Origin of the sequence: Paenibacillus sp. JJ1722 (genome assembly GCF_048282685.1) — a bacterium.
GTDB classification, from domain to species: domain Bacteria; phylum Bacillota; class Bacilli; order Paenibacillales; family Paenibacillaceae; genus Paenibacillus; species Paenibacillus polymyxa_B.
On the sequence record NZ_CP182500.1, the window covers coordinates 1944593 to 1964928 of the forward strand.

Below are 20336 nucleotides of genomic sequence, written 5' to 3' on the forward strand. Positions count from 1 at the left end.
TAGATCGGGGGCTGAACAAAAGCAATGAAGTTGAATGATCACATTTTGCTGTGGAATCATGTTTTTATACAGGTGATGGATGTTCGTCATAAGAAGATCGAAGAAGGGGAGGAGCTACGAACCTATCGACTTCCTGCCAGTGCGTTCTTGTATGCCGTTCGTGGAAACGCACGGGTACGGTTGGATAACAGTATTCACAGGGTAGAGCGTTTCCATGTACTGCATGGCGGAAAAGGAATGTGCCTGAGTATCCTCGCGGAAGAGGTGCTTGAATATTACATCATTTTGTACAAGGCAACGTTGGCCCTGCCTAGCCGCAAAGAGATTGCACAATTGCTGGAAAAGGAAAATCCTTTTCAGAACCAGTATGCTTTCGCACCTCATTACCCACTGCCTCTGTACGATAAAGTGAAGCTGTTGGAGCAAGAATGGCGTGAAGCTTCCGGACTTGGCAAACTGCATGTCAAAGCCTTATTTCAACAATTTGTATATGAGTTGTTGCAGCAGTTGTATCGGCAGGGCATTGAGCCTCTTAAGCCCGACCTGGTATCGCAGGCTGTAGCCTATATTCGTGAGCATTTTAGTCGGCCTATGGCACTTGAGTCCATTGCAGAGGAGCTAGAATGCAGTATTGGACATTTATCCAGGTTGTTCAAAAATAAAATGCATACCAGTCCGATTCATTACTTGGGCCAAGTAAGAGCAGATCGAGCGGCAGAACTGCTAATGCAGACAGACGCCACTTTGCAGGAGATCGCAGAGCGTGTGGGATATCCAGATGCCCATTCTTTAAGTCGCAGCTTCAAGAAATATAAGGGACTATCTCCCGTACGATTCAAAAAGGAACGGGAGCATCATGCTCAGAAGCAAGATCAGGATATGCCCCAAACGATGCTTAAATATGCCCTTCAGCGGACATCTTTCGCACGTTATACTGATATTGATTATCAATATCGGTATAACGCGGAAGGAGATTTGTTTATGCACGGAAGAGTCAAAATAACGGCCATGATGATTATGCTGTGTTTATCATTGATGCTGGGAGCTTGCTCGGCTCCGACGAATACAAATGGAAGCTCGCAAACGAAGGCTAATCATACAGCGACATCATCCAACAGCGATGGACAAGCGGCAGTGCAAGCACAGACAAGAACGGTTAAGACATTAAAAGGCGATGTGGAAGTACCTGCAAACCCGAAACGAGTGGCATCGGATCAGTATATGGGTCATCTTTTGAAGCTGGGGATTATTCCGGTGGGGGTCAGAAGCTTTATGCTGAATGAGGCTTGGATTGATCAATCGGGATATCCCAAAGAGAAATTGGCCGGAATCAAGGATCTCGGTGAATTTCCTATGGATTTGGAGGAACTGACCGTTCTGCAACCGGATTTAATTATCGGTTCAATCGAAAAGAACATCGACAGCTACCAAAAGGTAGGAACGACTGTGTTCCTGCCGTATTGGGAAGGCGAATCTACAGCGGGACCGCTGGATAAATTCCGCAGAATTAGCGAAATCTTTGGCAAGCAGAAAGAAGCCGAGCAGTGGATTACTGAATATGAGAAGAAAGCTGCAGAGGCCAGAACGAAAATTCAAGGTATCGTTAAAGACGGAGAGACGGTTTCAATTGTACAAGTCGCCAATAAATCGATATATGTTTTGGCAGCAAAAGGCGGCAATTACGGAAGTCCGACCATTTATCAGATGCTAAAGCTGCCACCTACCAAAAAGGCATTGAACATGAAAGAAGGATTTGAAAATATTTCGCTTGAAGTTTTACCCGAGTATATGGGAGATCACATCTTTGTATACGGTTCAGAAGATGAAGGGGCTAATCAGATTCTGCATAGTGAGCTATGGAAAGGCCTTCCGGCTGTAAAAAAAGGACAGGTTTATATGTACGGTTCATTTAGCGATAAAGGGGATGAGTTTGTGATGGAAGATCCTTATTCATTGGAGCTTCAATTGGATACCATAGTTAATCTCTTATTAGCCCACAAGAAATAAAGCTGAATACAGCTATAAAAATCGAAAATACGTTACCGATGAAACACTTGATTCATAGACAAAAAAACTGCTAAAACGAGGGTAAACCTCTGTGTTTAGCAGTTTTTTTGTCGTAATTCAACAGAGGCACTCACCTCAGTCGCTTATTGTAGTCGTCACCACGCCATTAATGACTGCCGTTCGCTGCAACATCCTCGTTTACAAAAAACAGTGACTATTCTCACAAAAAACGACATCTTCCGACACTGGAATGCCATATTATAGTAAGTGTTGATAGGCTATAATCGTAGCAGTGAAAACGGATTGTCACAAAAATTTATTAGAGTCAGGATTGGTGGTTCAAATAATGAAGCTGGCAACAAAATTAACTTGGATGATGCTCATCATATTGCTTCTCGTAGGCTCCTCCATTGGATACTTCGGATATCGTACCGCTTACCATCAAGTGGATGAAGCTGCTGGAATCGAGCTGGTGGGTTGCGCCAATATTACGACTGGCCTTATAGATCCTGCGGATATATCGGCTCTGGTCAGTGGAGATAACAGCAAACTTGCTGCCATTGAAGACCGGATCGGCTGGATTGTAGCCCATAAGCCTATTTTTAAGGAGGCTTTTATTATCTCTTTGGATGGAAAAATTTTGGCCGCCGATGCCAACTTTAAGCAAAGAGGCTATCAAGCTGGCGATTCTTTCTACTTTACAGACGAAGACAAAGAAATGATAACTACCATGAAACATTCAGCATATTCCAAGGTTTATACATATGAAGGAACCTCGCTCAAAACTGGATACGGCCCCATTTATCAGGACCATGATCCCACCAAGCCCATTGTTGCACTGATGGCCATCAATTTTGACGGCTCGTTAATTCAGGAACGGACGTTGGATATTATTGTTCAGCCCTTTATTATTGGCGGCTCCATTTTCATCGTGGCTATCCTTGTTGTTTACCTGTTGATTCGCCATATGGTAAGTCCGCTTACCAAGCTGTCAGCCTCTGTGAACACCATTACCAAGGGCGACCTTACCCATGAACCGCTTCTCTTCAAAAACAAGGATGAAATCGGGACGCTGGCCCGCGACTTCAACGATATGACAATGAACCTGCGCAACCTGATTACTCAGGTCAACGACACCTCTATGCTGGTCGCTTCTTCCTCTCAAGAGCTGTCTGCCAGCGCACAGGCAACGAACCGTGCTGGAGAGCATAGCGTGAATGTTACGATTGAGTTGGCTGATGGGGCGCATACCCAATTGCAAAACCTGGAAGGAAGCTATAAAGCTATTCAGGATATGTCCCGCTTCATCAGCGATATTGCTGGCAATGCGGACATCGCAATGAACAAGGCCGCGGATAATGTCCAGAAAGCACGCCTTGGCCGGGAATCAATGGATTCCACCACCTCCCAAATGGGAGTTGTCAGCGAAAGCATCGGCGATCTCTCAAGCATTATTCATACGCTTGGCAGCCACTCCAAGGAGATTGAGAACATTGTCGGCACCATTGCCAGCATCGCCGAGGAGACCAACTTGCTGTCTTTGAATGCAGCGATAGAAGCTGCGCGCGCCGGAGAAGAAGGTCAGGGCTTTGCCGTTGTCGCTGGCTCTGTCCGCAAATTGGCCGAACGTTCGGCCAATTCTGCCACACAAATCAGCGAGCTGATCAGTCTGATTATCGCCCAAATGGACAAGGCAGGAGAAACTATGAAGCGTTCCACGAACGAAATGATGCAGGGCAAGGAGTTGATCATATCAGCCGGGCGCTCCTTCTCCGAGATTGAAGTCTCCATCTCCGACATGTCTTCCCAAAGCGAGCAAATATCAGCCACAGTTCGGGATCTGGCGCTGATCTCTGAAGGGCTCGTTGAAGCCATTCAGAATACCGTAATGGTCTCTAACCATACGGTTAAAGGGGCAGAGTCCCTGTCCGCCTCTTCGGAGCAACAGCTTGCTGCCATGCAAGAAGTGGAATCCTCCGCAGCGCTCCTCTCATCACTGGCCGAGAAGCTTCAGGTGCTTGTGGAGAACTTCAAGATTTAAATATTCGAGGTTCAAAGAGAAATAAACCGCTAAAGACGAGGGTAAACCCTGTGTTTGGCGGTTTTTTATAGTAATTTTACGAAGGCTTTCTCTCAGTCGCTTATGGTAGTCGTTACTGTGACATTGTTGACAGAGGTTGAGGAAGCACTAGAGTTGAAATTAATAACCTCAACGACTACTGTTGCACCAACAATCAGGCCTGTATTTATAATTAGATTTGTAGCAGAAAGCGTTGTTAAGCCGCCTCGCTGCAACGTCCCATTTACAAATACATTGTAGTATCCGCTACTGGTCGGAACAACAAGACTGTTTGCCGCGACTGAAGTACCACTATCATTTGTGAAATTTTGTGCCGGGATAGTGGTCACTCCACCTAATATATTACCAAGCACGACAATAGCTGTGTAACGATTAACCACTGGAGTGACATTGATACTTGTTGTAATAGCAATGTTTCCAGATACGATACTGTCTGCTTCCAGATAGATTCGAATAATAGACATAGGAATTCCTCCATTCCTAATATTCCAGATAAATATTATAGTTTATGTGAATATTCTAGATATGGATTGGATGGGGGAGGAGTCTTCCAATTATTTCTCTTTGTTCAAGCTTCTTTGGGCCCGGGTTACTATTCGCTTCGTTTCTTTGGTATCCGAAATCATCAGCCATGCATTACAAACTTGAAGAACCCATTCTGGGTTGGTTTTGCTGGCGTCATTCAACCAATTACCAACGGAGTCCTGGACATATTTGGCCGGATCGGACTGAACAGCCTCCAAGAGAGGAAGAGCCAGCTCGGGATGTTCTTTTAGTTCAGGGATGTGCTTGGCCCAAACGCCTTGCGGTCGGGTTAATTCAATGGCAAAACGACGTATGTTAGCATCCTCATCTCGCACCCAACTGTCTAACAGGGCAAGCCCTTCAAGCAGTTGCAAGGATATGGATTCTCTCACGGCCATCCAGGCTATTTCACGTACTCCGAAATGGGAATCGGCTGTAAAGGGGCGAATGCCAGCCAATTTTTCCTTTACACTTAAACGGGGATCAATCCCGATGATGTAGGCAGCCCAGCAGCGAATACTGTCTGAAAGATGGGAGGCCATCGCATCAAAGATGCGAATACGTTCTTCTATCGCTTGTTGCTCAAACACATGAAGCCACGCTCGCGCGATTGCAGGTATCATTTTCATGATCTTCTTTTCCTTCAGCTGATTCAATTCGGTCATGAAGACATCGGATGATCGCTGCAAGCCAAATTCATCAAGAGTATTTTGCAATAGTACAACATGATCGACAGCCAGCCATTCGGTGAGATTCACCGTCTCAAGCCGCCCCTGCTGTAGCAGCTGAAGCACATCATTAGGAATATCTGACCCTTTGCGGGCCCCTTTTCGGTGTAACATTTCATTCACTCCATATCGTAAATTGTCTGATAGGTATACGATACTTTTTTGGGTAGGAGTATAGATGTAATGTAGTTTACAACTTCATTAGCTTTTCGCGATGGATGTAAATCGTCTTAAAGCCGGTTTTAATGACCTTTTCTTTGACAAGCTCCTGAAGAGCAGTTGTTACAGCCTCACGGGTGGCCCCGACCAGATTCGCAATTTCCTGATGGGAGAGAGGAAAATTGATTTTGCAATACTCTTCACGGCTTTGGAGGGCGAACTGATCGGACAATTTCAGAAGAACATACAAAATTTTATCCTGTAAATTTCCCAAAGCTAAATGCTGGGCCAGACTGCTCATTCCTGAGATTCGGTCACTTAACACCTTGATCATGTTCATCATGAACCGGGGATGTTCTATTAAAAAATGCTCGAATCGGTCTTTGTCCATCCGGCAGATATCGCATTCTTCTATCGTTTCTATATACATATCCCTTGTTCCTAGTGAAATCATATCCATTTCACCAAATACATTTCCTTCGCTGAGGATATCCAAAGTAAATTGCTTTCCGTCAGCGTTTAGCTTATACAGACGTACTTTTCCCTTTTTCACAAAATAAAGTCCCTCGGAAAAGGTTTCTGGGGTTTGTATAAAGGTTTTTTTCGCTATAGTCGTAATGGAGGTCATTTGGTCCATTTCAATTAAATCTTCTAATGAGAGACTATGAAGCAAATTAAATTGGGACAGGTATTGAATGCTATTCATATGTTCTCCTTTTCGTTGCACAGGGTATACAGAATCATAATACAATTATAGCTTCTCTGAGGTATTTTGACCTCTATTACTCACTTGTTTGCGCTAGAGTGAATAATGAATTTTGGGGAATCTGTCGGATTTATGTAAAGGGGAGGTTGGTATAAAATAGATATGCATGTTTGATAGTAGATACATAAAGAGCGAGGGAATAACGATGATTAAATTAAAAGATGTAGGCAATTTCGAGGTCCTTCCTGAGAGAGCGATGCATATCGTTCAAGGCAATATATCCGCTTTACGCCAAGCGCTGACCGAAGGCTGGGATATAGAACAAGGGATCGTACTCAGTAAATATACGACATTAAGTCCATTGGATATTACACTCATCACTGAGCAAATGGAAGTCTTGAAGCTACTGGTCGATGAGGGGGTTCAACTTAATGTGAAGGATAATCCCGCATTCCTGACGGCTGTTCGCTATGGTACCGAAGAGATTGTCAGTTATGTGGTCGCCCATGGCGCCAAGCTGGACGGGAAAAATCATGTCAAATCCGGTGCCTATGAGCAAGCTTACTACGGTAACAAAAGCAATATGCTGCTTATCCATGAGTTGGGCCTCGATATGAAGCAGCATGCTGGAGCAACACTCCGCAACGCAGTTAGTAAGCATGACCTGAAAACAGTAGCATTACTATTGGAACATGGCGTAGATATTAATTTCAATGCCCCTAATATGGTATATCCTTATAAAGCCACGCCTTTGACAGTGGCGGCACGCAACAATGATTTTGCGATGGTGAAGTATTTGGTTCAGCAAGGCGCTGATGTGACGCTGGCAGAAAAAGATGGAGAACGGGCATATACAATTGCACTAAGTAATAAAAACGTAGAAATGGCTGAGTATTTAAAGTCTGTAGAGCCTCCAGCATTTCATAATCTGGAAAATAAACGACATGCTTTGAAAAGCTACAAGCTTCCAAAGGAGATTGTTGCCTTTCTGATGGGGGATCAGCTCCGTGTGGACCTGCCAGAAAATGATCTTGATATTCAATTTGTTGAGTTCTTCTCATTCATAGATACGGTTGAGATGAAGGTAGGTCGGCAAAAGCTGTTGCGTCTGTCTCTAAAAGTAGATAATTACTCGGATATTATATTGGTGTGGAATCCGAGGCAGAAGTGCCTGGGTTATTATGACGAGGAGCATCAGGAATATGCGGATGTGTGCAGCTTTGCCGAGTTTCTTGCACAGCCGGAAGATTATCTGGAGAAGATTATTGAGGGGGAATATTTATCATAACGAGGTGAGCCATGAATGCGGTATGCACGCAGTCATGGCTCTTGTTATTTTAAAATACAGCGCTAGTGTACACAGATGCCTAATGCTCATCAGGAATGGTTACGTATGAGCTGAATGAGATTTAGGGTAGCGGTAGATAGGGGTTCGTTCTTGCGGGTACAGATGGCGATTGAATTGAGAAGCTGGATGTCTTCTACATATACCCGGCACAGCTCGCCGCGTTCTACATATTCATATTCTTGTTTGAATTTTGCAATCCAGGCTGGAATGAGAAAATGAGCCGGTAAATAAGTAGCTGCTAGCCGGATATGACCATGGACTCCATCACGATAATCTTGAGATAATTGTTCGATTTGCTGTTCGACGGCAAAGAGCCGTTTGGCGAGTACAGCAAGCTTTTTACCAGCATCCGTTAAGGCAATCCCTCTTCCTAGCGGCATGAGCAGTGTGAGAGATATTTCTTTTTCAAATTTTTTAATCTGGGCGGTAATCGCAGGTTGGCTAATATTTAAAAGTTCAGAGGCACGTGTCACACTCCCTAATAATTCATTTACAATCAAATTGTAAGTTAATCCAAAGGAGAGTGGAGCGAATGAATCAAACGAACACGTGGGATCAAGTAGACCAGTATATCTCGGAGAGTCTCGTTCCGCATGATGCTGTCTTGGAACAAGTATTGGCTACTAACCAAAAGGCGGGACTACCTCCGCATGATGTATCGCCCAATCAGGGAAAGCTATTAAATATCCTTGCTCAAATGCAGGGAGCGCGACGCGTGCTGGAGATCGGTACTTTGGGAGGCTACAGTACAATCTGGTTGGGAAGGGCGTTGCTGAAGGATGGAAAAATAGTTACGCTGGAAGCCAACCCGATCCATGCTAAAATTGCCCGGTCGAATATATCGCTGGCTCAGTTGGATGGAATGGTGGAACTTCGGGAGGGAGAAGCTTTGGAGCAGTTAGCACAGATGAAAGAGGAGGAAGTTGAGCACAGACCCTCAGGTGCAGGGAGTAAGAAAGTTTTATGATATGCTGGCTGAAGAATCAAGAATTACAGCTACAGCTATCCAAACCGTGGGGAGCAAGGGGTATGACGGTTTCGTCATTGGAATCGTTAAGGGCTGAACGCTAAGCGTCTCGATTGGCTAAACACAAAGGGGATCAGTCCTCGTGTTTAGCTTTTTTCTGAGTAGAGAAGATGGGGACGAATTGTGCGCATAATGGTAAAATAGTACTGATGGAAGCCTTAGAACGTTTTTGAACGTTTACTGCTGAATTCCTATGTAAGAAGAATGAATTTACATAAAAGTGGATGGATTTTCTTTAAAATGTAAACGCAATCATAATGATTGGATCAGGAATTCACCATTTTGTAAAAAAATGAATTAGAAATGAATTTTTTTGAATCTTTTTGAAGAAAAATGATTGTTTTTTGTCAAGTTTGTGGTACGATATGAACAGTTGGGGGAATGATGATGCTGACGGAAGAAAGATACAAGTTAATAATACAGCGCTTACAAGAATGTGGTGTTGTAAAGTTGCAAGAATTGGCTGATCTGTTGGGAGCTTCTGAGTCAACGATTCGGCGTGATTTGATAGATCTTGAGGGCCGTCAGTTGCTCAAGCGGATTCATGGCGGGGCAACCTTGCTGAATCAGAAAAGTCAGGAACCTGGCATGGAAGAAAAAACATTCAAAAACGTTCAAGAAAAAAATGCAGTGGCCCGTATAGCAGCCAAAGAAATTTTGGATGGCGAATGTATTTATCTGGATGCGGGAACAACAACGATGGCGATGATTCCTTACATTGAAGCTAAAGACGTGACGGTCGTGACGAATGGACTATCCCACGTAGAAGCACTGGTAAGCAAAAGAATCAGAAGCTATCTACTGGGAGGGATGATGAAAATTCATACCAAAGCCGTAATCGGGAGTATTGCCCTACAAAATTTGGACAATTTTCGATTCGACAAGTGCTTTCTAGGAACGAACGGGGTGGATATGGAAATGGGGTATACAACTCCTGATCCCGAAGAGGCGCTGATCAAGCGGCGTGCCCACCAGTTGTCTGGCAAAACGTATGTGTTAGCCGATTCCAGCAAAATTGGAGAAGTAACCTTCGCCAAACTGTTCGAGCTCAAGGAAGCTATACTTATTACCGAATCGATGCCAGAACGGTCACGCCGATCCATCGCTCAGAAAACTAAGATAATCGAGGGATAACAATGATATATACAGTAACGCTGAACCCTTCCATTGATTATATCGTGGAAGTTGATGATTTGAAGCTTGGTGATTTGAACCGGATGAAACGTGATTTAAAACTGCCAGGTGGTAAGGGAATTAATGTATCACGTGTACTGAACCAGTTGGGAGCAGATAGCACAGCGATTGGTTTTCTCGGAGGATTCACAGGCAGGTTTATCGACGATACATTGCGGGAAGAATCCATTAAAACTGATTTTGTAATTATCGAAGATGACACACGGATTAACATTAAGCTCAAGCATGGCGATGAAACGGAAATTAACGGTTTGGGACCTGCGATTCGTGAGCAAGAGGCCGATGCGTTGGTGCAAAAGCTGGCGGGACTCCAGAAAAATGACATTGTCGTCTTGTCGGGAAGTATCCCGCCGTCACTTGGAGGAGACTTCTATGATCGGCTGATTAGCGTATGCCAGCAAACTGGAGCTGAATTCGTCATCGACACCACAGGTGAGGCGCTGATGAAGGCACTGGTTCATAAACCGCTGCTCATCAAGCCGAATCACCATGAGCTGGCTGAGTTGTTTGGCGTAACTATTCATTCAAAGGAGGAGATCGTCACTTACGGTCGTAAGCTGCTGGAAGCAGGTGCAAAAAATGTACTGATTTCCATGGCAGGAGAAGGGGCTTTGTTCATTACGGCAGATGAAGTGTATCACGCAAATGTACCAGCAGGAACGGTGAAAAATTCTGTAGGCGCAGGTGATTCAATGATTGCTGGATTCGTGGGTACGCTGGCTCTTCATGGCGATCCGATCGAAGCATTCCGTGCAGGAGTGGCATCCGGAAGCGCAACTGCGTTCTCCGATGATCTGGCTACTAGAGAGAAGATTGAACAATTACGGCCGCAAGTCACGATTTCAAAACGGTAATCCAGCTGCATCATGAGCTTATTATGCGTGTCTCGACACGCTGATCGAACTTAGGAGAGTGTGAAAAATGAGAATAACAGACCTGATGATTAAAGAAACGATGATCATGGACCTGCAGGCGACGACAAAAGACGAGGCGATTGAGGAGCTCATCGCTCGTCTCGAAGCAAGTGGACGTATTAATGACCGTGCCTTGTTTAAAGAAATGATTTACAAACGTGAAGCAGAATCCAGCACTGGAATTGGCGGCGGCATTGCGATGCCGCATGCCAAGACCAAAGCCGTGAATGAAGCGACCGTCGTTTTCGCCAAAAGCAGTAAAGGCGTAGAATTCGAATCGTTGGATGGTGAGCCGGCGAAAGTATTCTTCATGATTGCGGCTCCAGAGGGAGCAGCAAATACGCATCTTCGCACACTGGCTGCCCTTTCCCGGCTGTTGATTGATACCGATTTTATCGGGAACCTTATGAAAACGCAAACACCGGATGAAGTATCTATGCTGTTTGATACCAAGCAGGCGGAAGAAGAAGCTGCCAAGAAAGCAAAAGAGGCTAAGAAAGAGGATGCCAAAGCACAGCAAACGCCAGACGTTATCGTTGGCAATCCGAATTCTGACGAATTTGTGGTTGCAGTGACCGCTTGTCCTACAGGCATTGCACACACGTTTATGGCAGAAGATGCTCTCATTAAGAAAGCGAAAGAAATGGGTGTAAATATCCGTGTAGAGACGAACGGCTCGGAAGGCGCACAAAACGTACTGACAGCGGATGAAATTCGCCGTGCCAAAGGTGTAATCGTTGCAGCTGACAAGAAGGTTGAAATGGCCAGATTTGACGGTAAACCTGTATTGCAAAGACCGGTAAGCGACGGCATCCGTAAATCTGAGGAACTGATCCGCAAAGCGCTGAATGGCGATGCCCCAATTTATCGTAGTGAAGGTAAAGGCAGTGCTGAAGAGTCGAAAGCGGAGAAGAGCAGCGTGGGCAGCAAAATCTACAAGGATTTAATGAACGGTATTTCTCATATGCTGCCATTCGTTGTAGGCGGGGGGATTTTGTTAGCAATTTCCTTCTTGATTGAACAAGTGGCAGGAGAAGACAATGTATTGTTCCAACTGTTGCAGACAATTGGCGGTGGAACAGGTGCGTTCCACTTCCTGATTCCGATACTGGCCGGATTTATCGCGATGAGCATTGGAGACCGCCCGGCACTGATGCCAGGTATGGTTGGGGGTCTGATGGCTGTAAACTCTAATGCAGGTTTCCTTGGCGGTCTGGCAGCTGGTTTCATGGCTGGTTATGTGGTGATCTTCCTGCGTAAAGCTTTTGCAGGTCTGCCGAAAGCGCTGGATGGTTTAAAACCAATCTTGTTATACCCTGTATTTGGACTCCTAATTTCAGGCGCGATTATGTTCTACCTGTTCGATCCGATTTTCGGTGGTATTAATACGTGGCTTGTCAATGTTCTGAACAATTTGGGAACAGGTAATGCAGTTATTTTGGGTCTGATTCTGGGCGGAATGATGTCGATCGACATGGGTGGACCTTTTAACAAAGCAGCTTACGCATTTTCGATCGGTGTCTTTACTTCCAGTGGTAACACGAACGGAGCTATGATGGCGGCTGTTATGGCGGGTGGTATGGTACCTCCGTTGGCGATCGCATTAGCTTCGACGTTCTTCAAAAATAAGTTTACTGAGCAAGAGCGCAAGTCTGGCTTGACGAACTATGTACTTGGATTGTCCTTCATTACGGAAGGAGCCATTCCATTCGCAGCTGCTGATCCTCTGCGTGTCCTGACCTCTTGTATTGTAGGTTCAGCGATTGCTGGTGGTCTGACGCAGTTCTGGCAAATCAATCTTCCAGCTCCACATGGCGGAATTTTTGTAGCAGCTCTTGCCAATCATGCTTTGTTGTTCTTGCTTGCAGTGGCGATTGGTTCCGTGATTTCCGCGCTCATTCTGGGATTGTGGAAAAAACCGCTCGAAGCGAAATAACGGGTATCACAGGAGTGAAAAAATAAAAAGAGGGTCACATTTCCTTAGGCCTTCAAAATAGTAAAGCCGCTAAACACCAGGTTTCTGAGTGTTTGGCGGCTTTTTCTTTATGCAAAGGTGTCGGCTTTGCCTATATAGCTTATTAGTAGTTATTGCATTGGAGCTATAGCCTACAAAGCTCCTTAACCAGCTGTATAAACAGCTTTCGGGCCGAAAACATATACTGCTGGTGATGGTTGTTTTGTAGGAGTCCAATAGGAATATTCGGGTCTGTTAACTGGAGGGGGACGGTGACCAGCTCCTCCTGCATAGGCATTGATGATAGAACCACTCCAACTGAAGGAATCGTTTTTACAAATGTGGGGATCGACGAAATTTGACTGACAGTATAAAAAAACGGCATCGACGGGAAGCGGGAAAGTTCTTTTTCCAGTCGTATATGGTACAAGCAATTCTTACCTCCGACGATAAGCGGGTACTCGTACAGATCTTCGAGATGAAGCTCACTTTTTACCGCAAAAGGGTGATTACGGGACACAATAAAGGCGATGTGTTCGTGATATATGGGTTCAAAGTGTAAGGAAGGAATCGAGTGAGGTTCCCCGGAGATTGCAAAATCCAGCTTACCGTCCACCAAAGCATGTGCGAGTGCATCCGTGTTTCCAACTGTAAAATGGCACGTAATTTTCGGTTTATGCTCTCGAAACTGCTGCAGAACCAAGGGCAGTACGGTAGCCGCCACCGTTTCAATCACACCGATATGAAGCGTGCCAATCTCCTCCTTTTTCAGAGACTTCGCCTGGTCCATTACAAAATTCCAATGCTGAATAAGCCCGTCTATCTCCTCGGCATATAGTTTGCCTGGGGACGTTAACTCCGCATCCCAACCCCTTTTAAAAAGCTGAAATCCCAGCTCTTTCTCTAGCCTCTGGATTTGGCTCGTGACTGTAGACTGAGCGTAGTTTAATTTGGCAGCAGCTTTTGAAAACGTTCCTTCTTCGATTATGGTACGAAATGTAGTTAATTCTTTCAGATCCACGCATGCTCATCTCCATCGGTGAAATTGAATATATTTATGATTATTTTCAATTATACAGATGAAAGTAAGGGGGAGTACAATTATCTTATCCCAACGGATAGGAGAGATGAGCATGCCATTTGTACGAGTTGGATACATGGAGCAGCAATACACAGAGCAAGAGCTGCCTTGGATTAGCCGCTGTATCATGAACGCTTTGATCGAACATTTTCAGGTTCCGGAAAAAGATTACTTTCAGGTTTTTCATGCTCATAAGCAAAGCGAGTTTTATTATAGTCCCGATTATTTGAATGTACCCAGAACAGATAAGCTGCTGTATATTCAAATTACAATGGGAACGGGTAGAACTACGGAACAAAAAAAGAGTTTCTACCAAAAGTTAGCGGAACTCTTATCTATTGAATGTAAGGTTAGACCGGAGGATGTATTTGTAACACTGGTAGAGACTGAATTAGAGGATTGGTCCTTTGGCAACGGACTTGCCCAGATGATTGTATGAAGCATAAATTGATCAAATCGAGTGTTCGAGAAACCATCGGTGATTTTGCTCCCGCTTTTGTAGGTTATACGGAGGATGTTCTTTTTGGAGATGTATGGAGAAGAAGTGAGCTATCTCTCAGAGAACGGAGTCTCATCACCGTCTCCGCATTGGTAGCGGGTGAGCATGTAAATCAACTCCCTTATCACCTGAAACTGGCCAAGGAGAACGGGATTTCGGAGGAAGAACTGGTTGAGGTCATTACACAGCTTGCCTTTTATGTAGGATGGCCCCGGGCAGCCTCAGCTATTCAGGTTGCCAAAGAGGTATTTTGTAAAGAGAAAGAGAGTTAAACATGAACCTAAAAAAACCGCTAAGCACAAGGGATTCCGAGTGTTTGGCGGTTTTTTTGGCATGGCATACAAATGGAGAAGCGAAGGACTATCTGATCAGATGCAGGCAAAAGTCCAGATCAGCCTGGAGATGCTCCTTCATCAGCCGTTCTGCTGTATCGCCGTCATGTGCGCGGATAGCCTCACAAATATGCTGGTGCTCATCAATCAGAAAGGGACGATGATAGTAGACGACCGTATGACGGAATAAATAAATAACGGATTGCATCCGATTAAACAAATCAATCATCATCGAATTATTACTGGCCTTCATAATGATCTCATGAAACTCTTTGTTCGCTTGCATCACCTCATCCAGCGAGCCGGAACGCCCGATGTCCACACATTGCTCCAAAGCCAGTAGCTCTGTCTCGGACAAGTAGGCAGCCGCGCTGCGCGCCGCATGTCCTTCAAGCAGCATCCGTAGCTCAAAGGTATTGCGCAGGTCGGTTTCAGATAGCTTGACTACACGTTTATTGACGATAAGCCCTTCCTGCTCCAATTTGCGGATGGATTCACGGATAGGCGTGCGGCTTACACCGAGCTGCGTGGCAAGCTTTTCCTCAACCAACTTGGTTCCTTGAGGGATGGTTCCGTTCAGTATCATATCACGCAGTGTTTCATAAGATTGCTGGTGCGCCGTTCGAGAGTTATTGCTGCTGTACTGCATGTCATTCACCTCTACGTCTACTTTAGCGAAAAGATGGAGGTTAAACAATGTCTTTCCTATGTATTTGATAAAAATTGATACAAATTTTAAATTTTTGTATACAAAAATGAATTTATTGTGTACAATCGCAGATGTGAAGACGAATTAACAGCGCTTACATGTGATAAAAAGCGTTTACAAATGGGTTTTTCTAAAAAACCTGAATAGGAAATCGAATTTGAAAAGCTATGGAGGGACTTTAACATGACAAAGAAAATTGGATTTATTGGATTAGGTATTATGGGTCGTCCGATGTCGTTAAATCTTTTGAAAGCGGATTATGAGCTGACCGTATTTGATATTAATCAGGAAACCGTCGCTGCTTTGGTTGCGTCAGGCGCACATGCAACGGCATCCCCGAAGGAAGTTGCGGAGCGCAGTGAAATCATTTTTACGATGCTGCCGAATTCCAATCATGTGAAAGAAGTCATTTTGGGTGAGAACGGGATTTTAAAAGGGGCTAGTATTGGAAGCGTTATCGTTGATATGAGCTCGATTTCTCCAGTCGTCTCCAAAGAGCTGTCGGTGAAAGCCGTTGAGGCTGGTCTGCACATGCTGGATGCCCCTGTCAGTGGTGGCGAACCGAAAGCAATTGATGGGACATTGGCGATTATGGTTGGTGGCAAAGAATCAGTGTTTGAGCATGTCTTGGATGTTCTGCATGTGCTGGGTCAGGATATCACCTTGGTTGGTGATAACGGCTGCGGCACAACGGCAAAGCTGGCTAACCAGATCATGGTGAACCTGAATATCGCGGCCATGTCCGAAGCGCTTGTATTTGCAGCCAAGGCGGGAATTAATATTGAAAAAATGGTGCAAGCGATTCGCGGTGGATTGGCAGGCAGTGCGGTACTGGATGCTAAAGTTCCTCTGATCTTGCAACGGAATTTTGTAGCTGGGGGTCGGATTGATATTAACCTCAAGGACATCACGAACGTTATGGAAACCGCGCATGACATCGGTGTACCGTTGCCACTTAGTAGCCAACTGCTGGAAATATTCCACGCACTCAAAGTGGATGGTAAAGCGGCGGATGATCACGGCGGAATCGTGCAATATTTTGAAAAACTCGCAGGCGTACAGGTAAAAGCAGAGTAGTAGAGCATGCTAATCAAGAATTTGAATAAGGTGGAGATCACATGAATGTAAATGCAGGATATACTTCGTTGTTAGCTCTTCAAGCAGAATTGCCTCCTGAATGGGACAGCAAAGGATTGCGTCAGGAAATTCGCCGGATTAATGACGCCAGAGGACGGAAAATTATCGTATTAGACGATGATCCGACCGGGGTACAAACCGTTCATGATATTGATGTTTTGACGCAGTGGGATGAAGCATTGCTTCGTGAAGCATTCGACTCACCGGAAACGCTATTTTATATCCTGACCAATACACGCGGACTTGATGCGCAAACCGCAGAACGGATTAACCGCGAGATTGCTCGCAACGTACAGGCTGTCGCCACCGAAAAGGGCAAATCATTTACCTTTGTCAGCCGTAGTGATTCCATGTTGCGTGGGTATTACCCGCTGGAAACGGACGTACTGGCAGAAGAAGGATCGCGTCAAAGTGGACGGAGCTACGACGGTCATCTGATCATTCCAGCCTTTTTCGAAGCTGGGCGAGTAACTGGAGGCAACACCCACTATATGGTGGAGGACGATACGCTAATTCCCGTACATGAGTCGGAGTTTGCTAAGGATAAGGTATTTGGCTATGAAAACGGTGATTTGGCGGCATGGGTGGAAGAAAAGACAGAAGGCCGTATTCATGCCTCGGAATGTCTTGTCATTTCACTGGAACAGATTCGCAAGGGACCAGACGCTGTGCAAGAAGTATTGCTACAAGCGAAGGATAACGTACCAATCATCGTCAACGTGCTTTCGTATGCGGATATGGATGTAGTATCACTGGGGCTGCTGAAAGCAGAAGAGCAAGGGAAAACGTTTATTTTCCGCACAGCTGCTTCTTTTGTGAAATCGTATGCCGGGATATCTGACCAGGAATATTTGCCAAAGGAACGACTGATTGCAAGTGGACAGGAAGGTCACGGTGGTATTGTGGTCGTCGGTTCCTATGTTCAAAAAACAACAAAACAGCTGGAGCAGTTACTTACGTACCCGGAAATTGTGGGTCTTGAAATTGATGTGGAACGGGTGTTGGATTCTGAGGGCTACACACAGGAATTAAGCCGTGTTATCGCAGAAGCCAATACACAACTGGCTGCGGGCAACAATGTGGTGGTATACAGTAGCCGCAAACTCATTGCGGTAGATAATAAAGCTGATAATTTCAAAATTAGTCAAACGGTATCCGGTGCACTGGTCGAAATCGTACAGTCGCTTGAGACGGTGCCTAAGTTTATCATCGCCAAAGGCGGCATTACTTCCAGTGATGTGGCAACCAAAGGTCTTGCTATCCGAAAAGCACGTGTACTCGGCCAGGTTGCGGCAGGCATCCCTGTGTGGCTGACCGGAAACGAAGCCAAATTCAGCGGCATTCCGTATATTGTGTTCCCTGGTAATGTGGGCGGAGAACGAACATTGCTGGAAACCGTAGAGAAAATTGAAAACGAGCAGGGTTAACCCCTGTTTTTCAACAAACTTAGAGAGCGCTTACTTAATGAGGGGGTTATAACATGTATTCCGTATTCGGACTCAGTCATGATGCAAGTTTGTTATTGTATGCACTTATTTCTATTATTGGACTGATTCTGCTGATCGCTAAAGTCAAAATGAACCCATTTGTCGCGCTCATCGTCGGTGCTGTATTCATGGGTCTAATTGCAGGTATGCCGCTGAAAAGTATTGTGACAGCTTATCAAGAAGGTGTGGCCAGTGTGCTCGGTTTTATCGCCATTGTTCTTGGTCTGGGTACGATGCTGGGTAAGCTGATGGCTGAGTCTGGTGGTGCGGAGCAGATTGCCAAGACCATGGTGCGGGTGTTCGGTGAGAAAAATGTTCACTGGGCCATGATGGTGGTCGCTGTTATTTGTGGTATCCCGGTATTCATTCAGGTAGGTATCGTACTGTTGTTTCCGCTCGTATTCGTAATCGCCAAGCATACCGGAACTTCGCTGATCAAAATCGGAATTTCTCTCGTGGCTGGATTGGCGGTTGTGCATAGTCTTATCCCTCCGCATCCGGCAGCGATGCTGGCAGTAGGTATCTTTAACGCGAATATTGGTAAAACGATCTTCCTTGCGCTTATCGTAGCATTGCCGTCCGCAGCGATTGCGGGTCCGATCTACGGAAGCTGGATTTCCAAACGTATCAAGGTGGAGACTTCGAGTGAATTGATGGAACAATTTACAGAAACGAAAGAAAGAGAATTGCCGGGCTTTGGTATTACACTCTTCACCATTATGCTTCCCGTTATCCTGATGCTGCTGGCGACGATTGTCGATCTGATTTTGCCAGAAGCCAACGTCTTCAGACAGGTCATTGATTTCATCGGCAGTCCGATTATTGCGTTGCTGATTGCTTTGCTGTTCTCGCTTTACTCTTTTGGTTATGCACGCAACTTCGATAGCAAGCAGCTATTGAAGTTTACGAACGATTGCTTGGGTCCGGTTGCTTCTATCATCCTGCTGATCGGTGCAGGCGGTGGTTTCAACAAGATTCTGACTGCCAGCGGTGTAGGAGATGCGATTGCAGGTTTTGCCCAGCATGCACATTTGTCTCCGCTTGTATTGGCCTTTGTGATTGCAGGTCTTATCCGGGCCGCCGTTGGTTCCGCCACGGTAGCCATGACGACGGCGGCAGGTATTGTCGCTCCGATTGCAGTCACGATGCCGGGGGTGAGCCCGGAGCTACTGGTGTTGGCTACCGGAGCAGGCTCGATCATTTTGTCCCACGTGAATGACTCCGGCTTCTGGATTGTTAAAGAATACATGAACCTGTCCGTACCTCAAACGCTGAAAACGTGGACAGTCATGGAAACCATTCTCGGGTTCAGTGCTTTTGGTATCGTGATGATACTCAGTATTTTTATCTGATTTGTTCATAAACGATCTTCCCAGAAGACTTTTCAGCATGATTGTATTGTTATTCTGCTTTGAAAGCGGTATAGTAAGAGTAATTGAATGAAGGGTCAAGTGCCCTTCGGGATTGTTACTGGTTAGCAGGCGATACCCAAATAATGACTAATTGATTTAGTCGTTATTTGGTTTTTTTTGTTATTACAAACTTTGTCATTACATCAATGAGGTGAGCAGATAAATGATCATCCGGCAAATATTTAACAACAATGTCATCCGGGCCGAAAATCAGGTGGGTCATGAATTTGTTGTCATCGGGAATGGTCTGGGTTTTAAAAAGAAAAATGGTCAGAGGGTTGATGAGGAAAAAATAGAAAAAACCTTTGTATTAAAGTCTGATAAAATTCCGCAAAAATTAATTGATCTCATTGGAGAAACATCTGTAGAGTATTTAAAGGTGGCGGATGAAATTGTAGGCAGCGCGAAAAGGGAAATGGGAGATATTTTTAGTGATAATATCTATATTTCTCTGATTGATCATATTCAATTTGCTATCTCTCGATACAGAAAATCCGTGGGACTTAAAAATTCACTGCTATGGCAAATTAAAAAATTTTACAAGAAAGAATTTATGATTGGAATGAATGCATTGGATATCATCCATGCTCAATTTGGCATCCAAATGGATGAGCATGAAGCCAGCTTTATTGCTATGCATTTTGTAAATGCAAGACAAGACGGTCAGGGAATGAAACAAACGGTTGAGATTACCGAGGTCATTGATGACATTTTCAACATTGTAACCGATTACTATCAGATTACACTGGATGAAACTTCATTCAATTATTCCCGGTTTATTACTCATTTGCAGTACTTTGCCCAACGATTGCTGAGCAATGAACAAGAGCAACTGGCTTCAGGTGACAATTTCTTGTATGATCAGGTCAAAGATAAATATGCGAGGGCTTTTCAATGCACCCAATTAATCAATCAATATTTGGAATTAAAGCATGAAAGTGCTATGTCGATTGACGAAAAAGTGTATTTGACAATTCATATACAGCGTGTAACCTCCAGAAACGATATGGCTACTTCTTAGAAAAAAAAGCTTGCAA

The 20336-nt window shown here is 44.9% G+C and carries 18 protein-coding genes and 1 pseudogene; 13 read left to right on the top strand and 6 right to left on the bottom strand.

Annotated elements, in window-relative coordinates; genetic code table 11:
• The first annotated feature begins 24 nt into the window (after positions 1-24).
• On the top strand, positions 25-2007 hold the full coding sequence (locus ACM1ND_RS08760) for an ABC transporter substrate-binding protein (protein ID WP_418027594.1): 1983 nt from the start codon (positions 25-27) through the stop codon (positions 2005-2007).
• A gap of 346 nt (positions 2008-2353) precedes the next feature.
• Positions 2354-4048, top strand: coding sequence for a methyl-accepting chemotaxis protein (locus ACM1ND_RS08765; protein WP_418027595.1), 1695 nt, complete (start codon positions 2354-2356; stop codon positions 4046-4048).
• A 92-nt stretch (positions 4049-4140) separates the two neighbouring features.
• Here the strand turns inward: ACM1ND_RS08765 and ACM1ND_RS08770 are convergent, their stop codons facing one another.
• From ACM1ND_RS08770 to ACM1ND_RS08780, 3 genes are all read right to left on the bottom strand, one after another.
• A complete protein-coding gene (locus tag ACM1ND_RS08770) occupies positions 4141-4551 on the bottom strand; it encodes a DUF4183 domain-containing protein (RefSeq protein WP_254347942.1) in 411 nt (136 codons plus the stop codon).
• A gap of 90 nt (positions 4552-4641) precedes the next feature.
• Entirely contained in the window at positions 4642-5454 is an 813-nt protein-coding gene (locus ACM1ND_RS08775) for a DNA alkylation repair protein (RefSeq protein WP_254347943.1), read from the bottom strand.
• Between the two features lie 76 nt (positions 5455-5530).
• Positions 5531-6205, bottom strand: a complete 675-nt coding sequence (locus ACM1ND_RS08780; protein ID WP_023987939.1) for a Crp/Fnr family transcriptional regulator — start codon at positions 6203-6205, stop codon at positions 5531-5533.
• A 205-nt stretch (positions 6206-6410) separates the two neighbouring features.
• Here ACM1ND_RS08780 and ACM1ND_RS08785 point away from each other — a divergent pair, with 205 nt between their 5' ends.
• Positions 6411-7493, top strand: a complete 1083-nt coding sequence (locus ACM1ND_RS08785; RefSeq protein WP_418027596.1) for an ankyrin repeat domain-containing protein — start codon at positions 6411-6413, stop codon at positions 7491-7493.
• A gap of 89 nt (positions 7494-7582) precedes the next feature.
• Here ACM1ND_RS08785 and ACM1ND_RS08790 read toward each other — a convergent pair whose 3' ends face one another.
• Positions 7583-8053: a LysR family transcriptional regulator gene (locus tag ACM1ND_RS08790; protein ID WP_071558953.1), complete on the bottom strand. Its 471-nt coding sequence runs from the start codon at positions 8051-8053 to the stop codon at positions 7583-7585.
• A 32-nt stretch (positions 8054-8085) separates the two neighbouring features.
• On the opposite strand from ACM1ND_RS08790, the pseudogene ACM1ND_RS08795 reads away from it, so the two are divergent.
• The 4 genes and pseudogenes from ACM1ND_RS08795 to ACM1ND_RS08810 all read left to right on the top strand — a co-directional run bounded on the left by ACM1ND_RS08795 (position 8086) and on the right by ACM1ND_RS08810 (position 12624).
• Positions 8086-8617 (top strand): annotated as a pseudogene (locus ACM1ND_RS08795) (O-methyltransferase).
• A gap of 350 nt (positions 8618-8967) precedes the next feature.
• Positions 8968-9714: a DeoR/GlpR family DNA-binding transcription regulator gene (locus tag ACM1ND_RS08800; protein ID WP_023987941.1), complete on the top strand. Its 747-nt coding sequence runs from the start codon at positions 8968-8970 to the stop codon at positions 9712-9714.
• Positions 9715-9716: 2 nt separating this feature from the next.
• Positions 9717-10628: a 1-phosphofructokinase gene (pfkB, locus tag ACM1ND_RS08805; RefSeq protein ID WP_023987942.1), complete on the top strand. Its 912-nt coding sequence runs from the start codon at positions 9717-9719 to the stop codon at positions 10626-10628.
• Positions 10629-10695: 67 nt separating this feature from the next.
• Entirely contained in the window at positions 10696-12624 is a 1929-nt protein-coding gene (locus tag ACM1ND_RS08810) for a PTS fructose transporter subunit IIABC (protein WP_279831328.1), read from the top strand.
• 163 nt (positions 12625-12787) lie between these two features.
• Here the strand turns inward: ACM1ND_RS08810 and ACM1ND_RS08815 are convergent, their stop codons facing one another.
• Positions 12788-13663, bottom strand: coding sequence for a LysR family transcriptional regulator (locus ACM1ND_RS08815; protein ID WP_279831326.1), 876 nt, complete (start codon positions 13661-13663; stop codon positions 12788-12790).
• Positions 13664-13775: 112 nt separating this feature from the next.
• Between ACM1ND_RS08815 and ACM1ND_RS08820 the strand changes: the two genes are divergently transcribed.
• Positions 13776-14162 carry a tautomerase family protein gene (locus tag ACM1ND_RS08820; RefSeq protein WP_023987945.1) on the top strand — a complete coding sequence of 129 codons (387 nt, stop codon included), beginning with the start codon at positions 13776-13778 and terminating at the stop codon, positions 14160-14162.
• The gene (locus tag ACM1ND_RS08825) at positions 14159-14494 is read left to right on the top strand and encodes a carboxymuconolactone decarboxylase family protein (RefSeq protein WP_023987946.1); all 336 of its coding nucleotides are present in this window, start codon (positions 14159-14161) and stop codon (positions 14492-14494) included. The genes ACM1ND_RS08820 and ACM1ND_RS08825 overlap by 4 nt, the downstream gene beginning before the upstream one ends.
• A gap of 88 nt (positions 14495-14582) precedes the next feature.
• Here the strand turns inward: ACM1ND_RS08825 and ACM1ND_RS08830 are convergent, their stop codons facing one another.
• Positions 14583-15203: a GntR family transcriptional regulator gene (locus tag ACM1ND_RS08830; RefSeq protein WP_279831321.1), complete on the bottom strand. Its 621-nt coding sequence runs from the start codon at positions 15201-15203 to the stop codon at positions 14583-14585.
• Positions 15204-15446: 243 nt separating this feature from the next.
• Between ACM1ND_RS08830 and garR the strand changes: the two genes are divergently transcribed.
• The 4 genes from garR (at position 15447) to licT (ending at position 20320) form a co-directional block, all read left to right on the top strand.
• The gene (garR, locus tag ACM1ND_RS08835) at positions 15447-16340 is read left to right on the top strand and encodes a 2-hydroxy-3-oxopropionate reductase (protein WP_279831319.1); all 894 of its coding nucleotides are present in this window, start codon (positions 15447-15449) and stop codon (positions 16338-16340) included.
• 41 nt (positions 16341-16381) lie between these two features.
• Positions 16382-17827 carry a four-carbon acid sugar kinase family protein gene (locus tag ACM1ND_RS08840; protein WP_279831317.1) on the top strand — a complete coding sequence of 482 codons (1446 nt, stop codon included), beginning with the start codon at positions 16382-16384 and terminating at the stop codon, positions 17825-17827.
• 53 nt (positions 17828-17880) lie between these two features.
• On the top strand, positions 17881-19239 hold the full coding sequence (locus tag ACM1ND_RS08845; protein ID WP_023987950.1) for a GntP family permease: 1359 nt from the start codon (positions 17881-17883) through the stop codon (positions 19237-19239).
• Between the two features lie 223 nt (positions 19240-19462).
• Entirely contained in the window at positions 19463-20320 is an 858-nt protein-coding gene (licT, locus tag ACM1ND_RS08850; protein ID WP_023987951.1) for a BglG family transcription antiterminator LicT, read from the top strand.
• Positions 20321-20336 lie beyond the last annotated feature (16 nt).

Bases quoted from the DNA above. Each gene is read 5' to 3' on its own strand.
- ACM1ND_RS08780 (WP_023987939.1), bottom strand. From the start codon at position 6,205: ATGAATAGCATTCAATACCTGTCCCAATTTAATTTGCTTCATAGTCTC.
- ACM1ND_RS08775 (WP_254347943.1), bottom strand. From the start codon at position 5,454: ATGTTACACCGAAAAGGGGCCCGCAAAGGGTCAGATATTCCTAATGAT.
- ACM1ND_RS08820 (WP_023987945.1), top strand. From the start codon at position 13,776: ATGCCATTTGTACGAGTTGGATACATGGAGCAGCAATACACAGAGCAA.
- ACM1ND_RS08770 (WP_254347942.1), bottom strand. From the start codon at position 4,551: ATGTCTATTATTCGAATCTATCTGGAAGCAGACAGTATCGTATCTGGA.
- ACM1ND_RS08845 (WP_023987950.1), top strand. From the start codon at position 17,881: ATGTATTCCGTATTCGGACTCAGTCATGATGCAAGTTTGTTATTGTAT.
- ACM1ND_RS08785 (WP_418027596.1), top strand. From the start codon at position 6,411: ATGATTAAATTAAAAGATGTAGGCAATTTCGAGGTCCTTCCTGAGAGA.
- pfkB (WP_023987942.1), top strand. From the start codon at position 9,717: ATGATATATACAGTAACGCTGAACCCTTCCATTGATTATATCGTGGAA.
- ACM1ND_RS08800 (WP_023987941.1), top strand. From the start codon at position 8,968: ATGCTGACGGAAGAAAGATACAAGTTAATAATACAGCGCTTACAAGAA.
- ACM1ND_RS08840 (WP_279831317.1), top strand. From the start codon at position 16,382: ATGAATGTAAATGCAGGATATACTTCGTTGTTAGCTCTTCAAGCAGAA.
- ACM1ND_RS08760 (WP_418027594.1), top strand. From the start codon at position 25: ATGAAGTTGAATGATCACATTTTGCTGTGGAATCATGTTTTTATACAG.
- garR (WP_279831319.1), top strand. From the start codon at position 15,447: ATGACAAAGAAAATTGGATTTATTGGATTAGGTATTATGGGTCGTCCG.
- ACM1ND_RS08830 (WP_279831321.1), bottom strand. From the start codon at position 15,203: ATGCAGTACAGCAGCAATAACTCTCGAACGGCGCACCAGCAATCTTAT.
- ACM1ND_RS08825 (WP_023987946.1), top strand. From the start codon at position 14,159: ATGAAGCATAAATTGATCAAATCGAGTGTTCGAGAAACCATCGGTGAT.
- ACM1ND_RS08765 (WP_418027595.1), top strand. From the start codon at position 2,354: ATGAAGCTGGCAACAAAATTAACTTGGATGATGCTCATCATATTGCTT.
- ACM1ND_RS08810 (WP_279831328.1), top strand. From the start codon at position 10,696: ATGAGAATAACAGACCTGATGATTAAAGAAACGATGATCATGGACCTG.
- licT (WP_023987951.1), top strand. From the start codon at position 19,463: ATGATCATCCGGCAAATATTTAACAACAATGTCATCCGGGCCGAAAAT.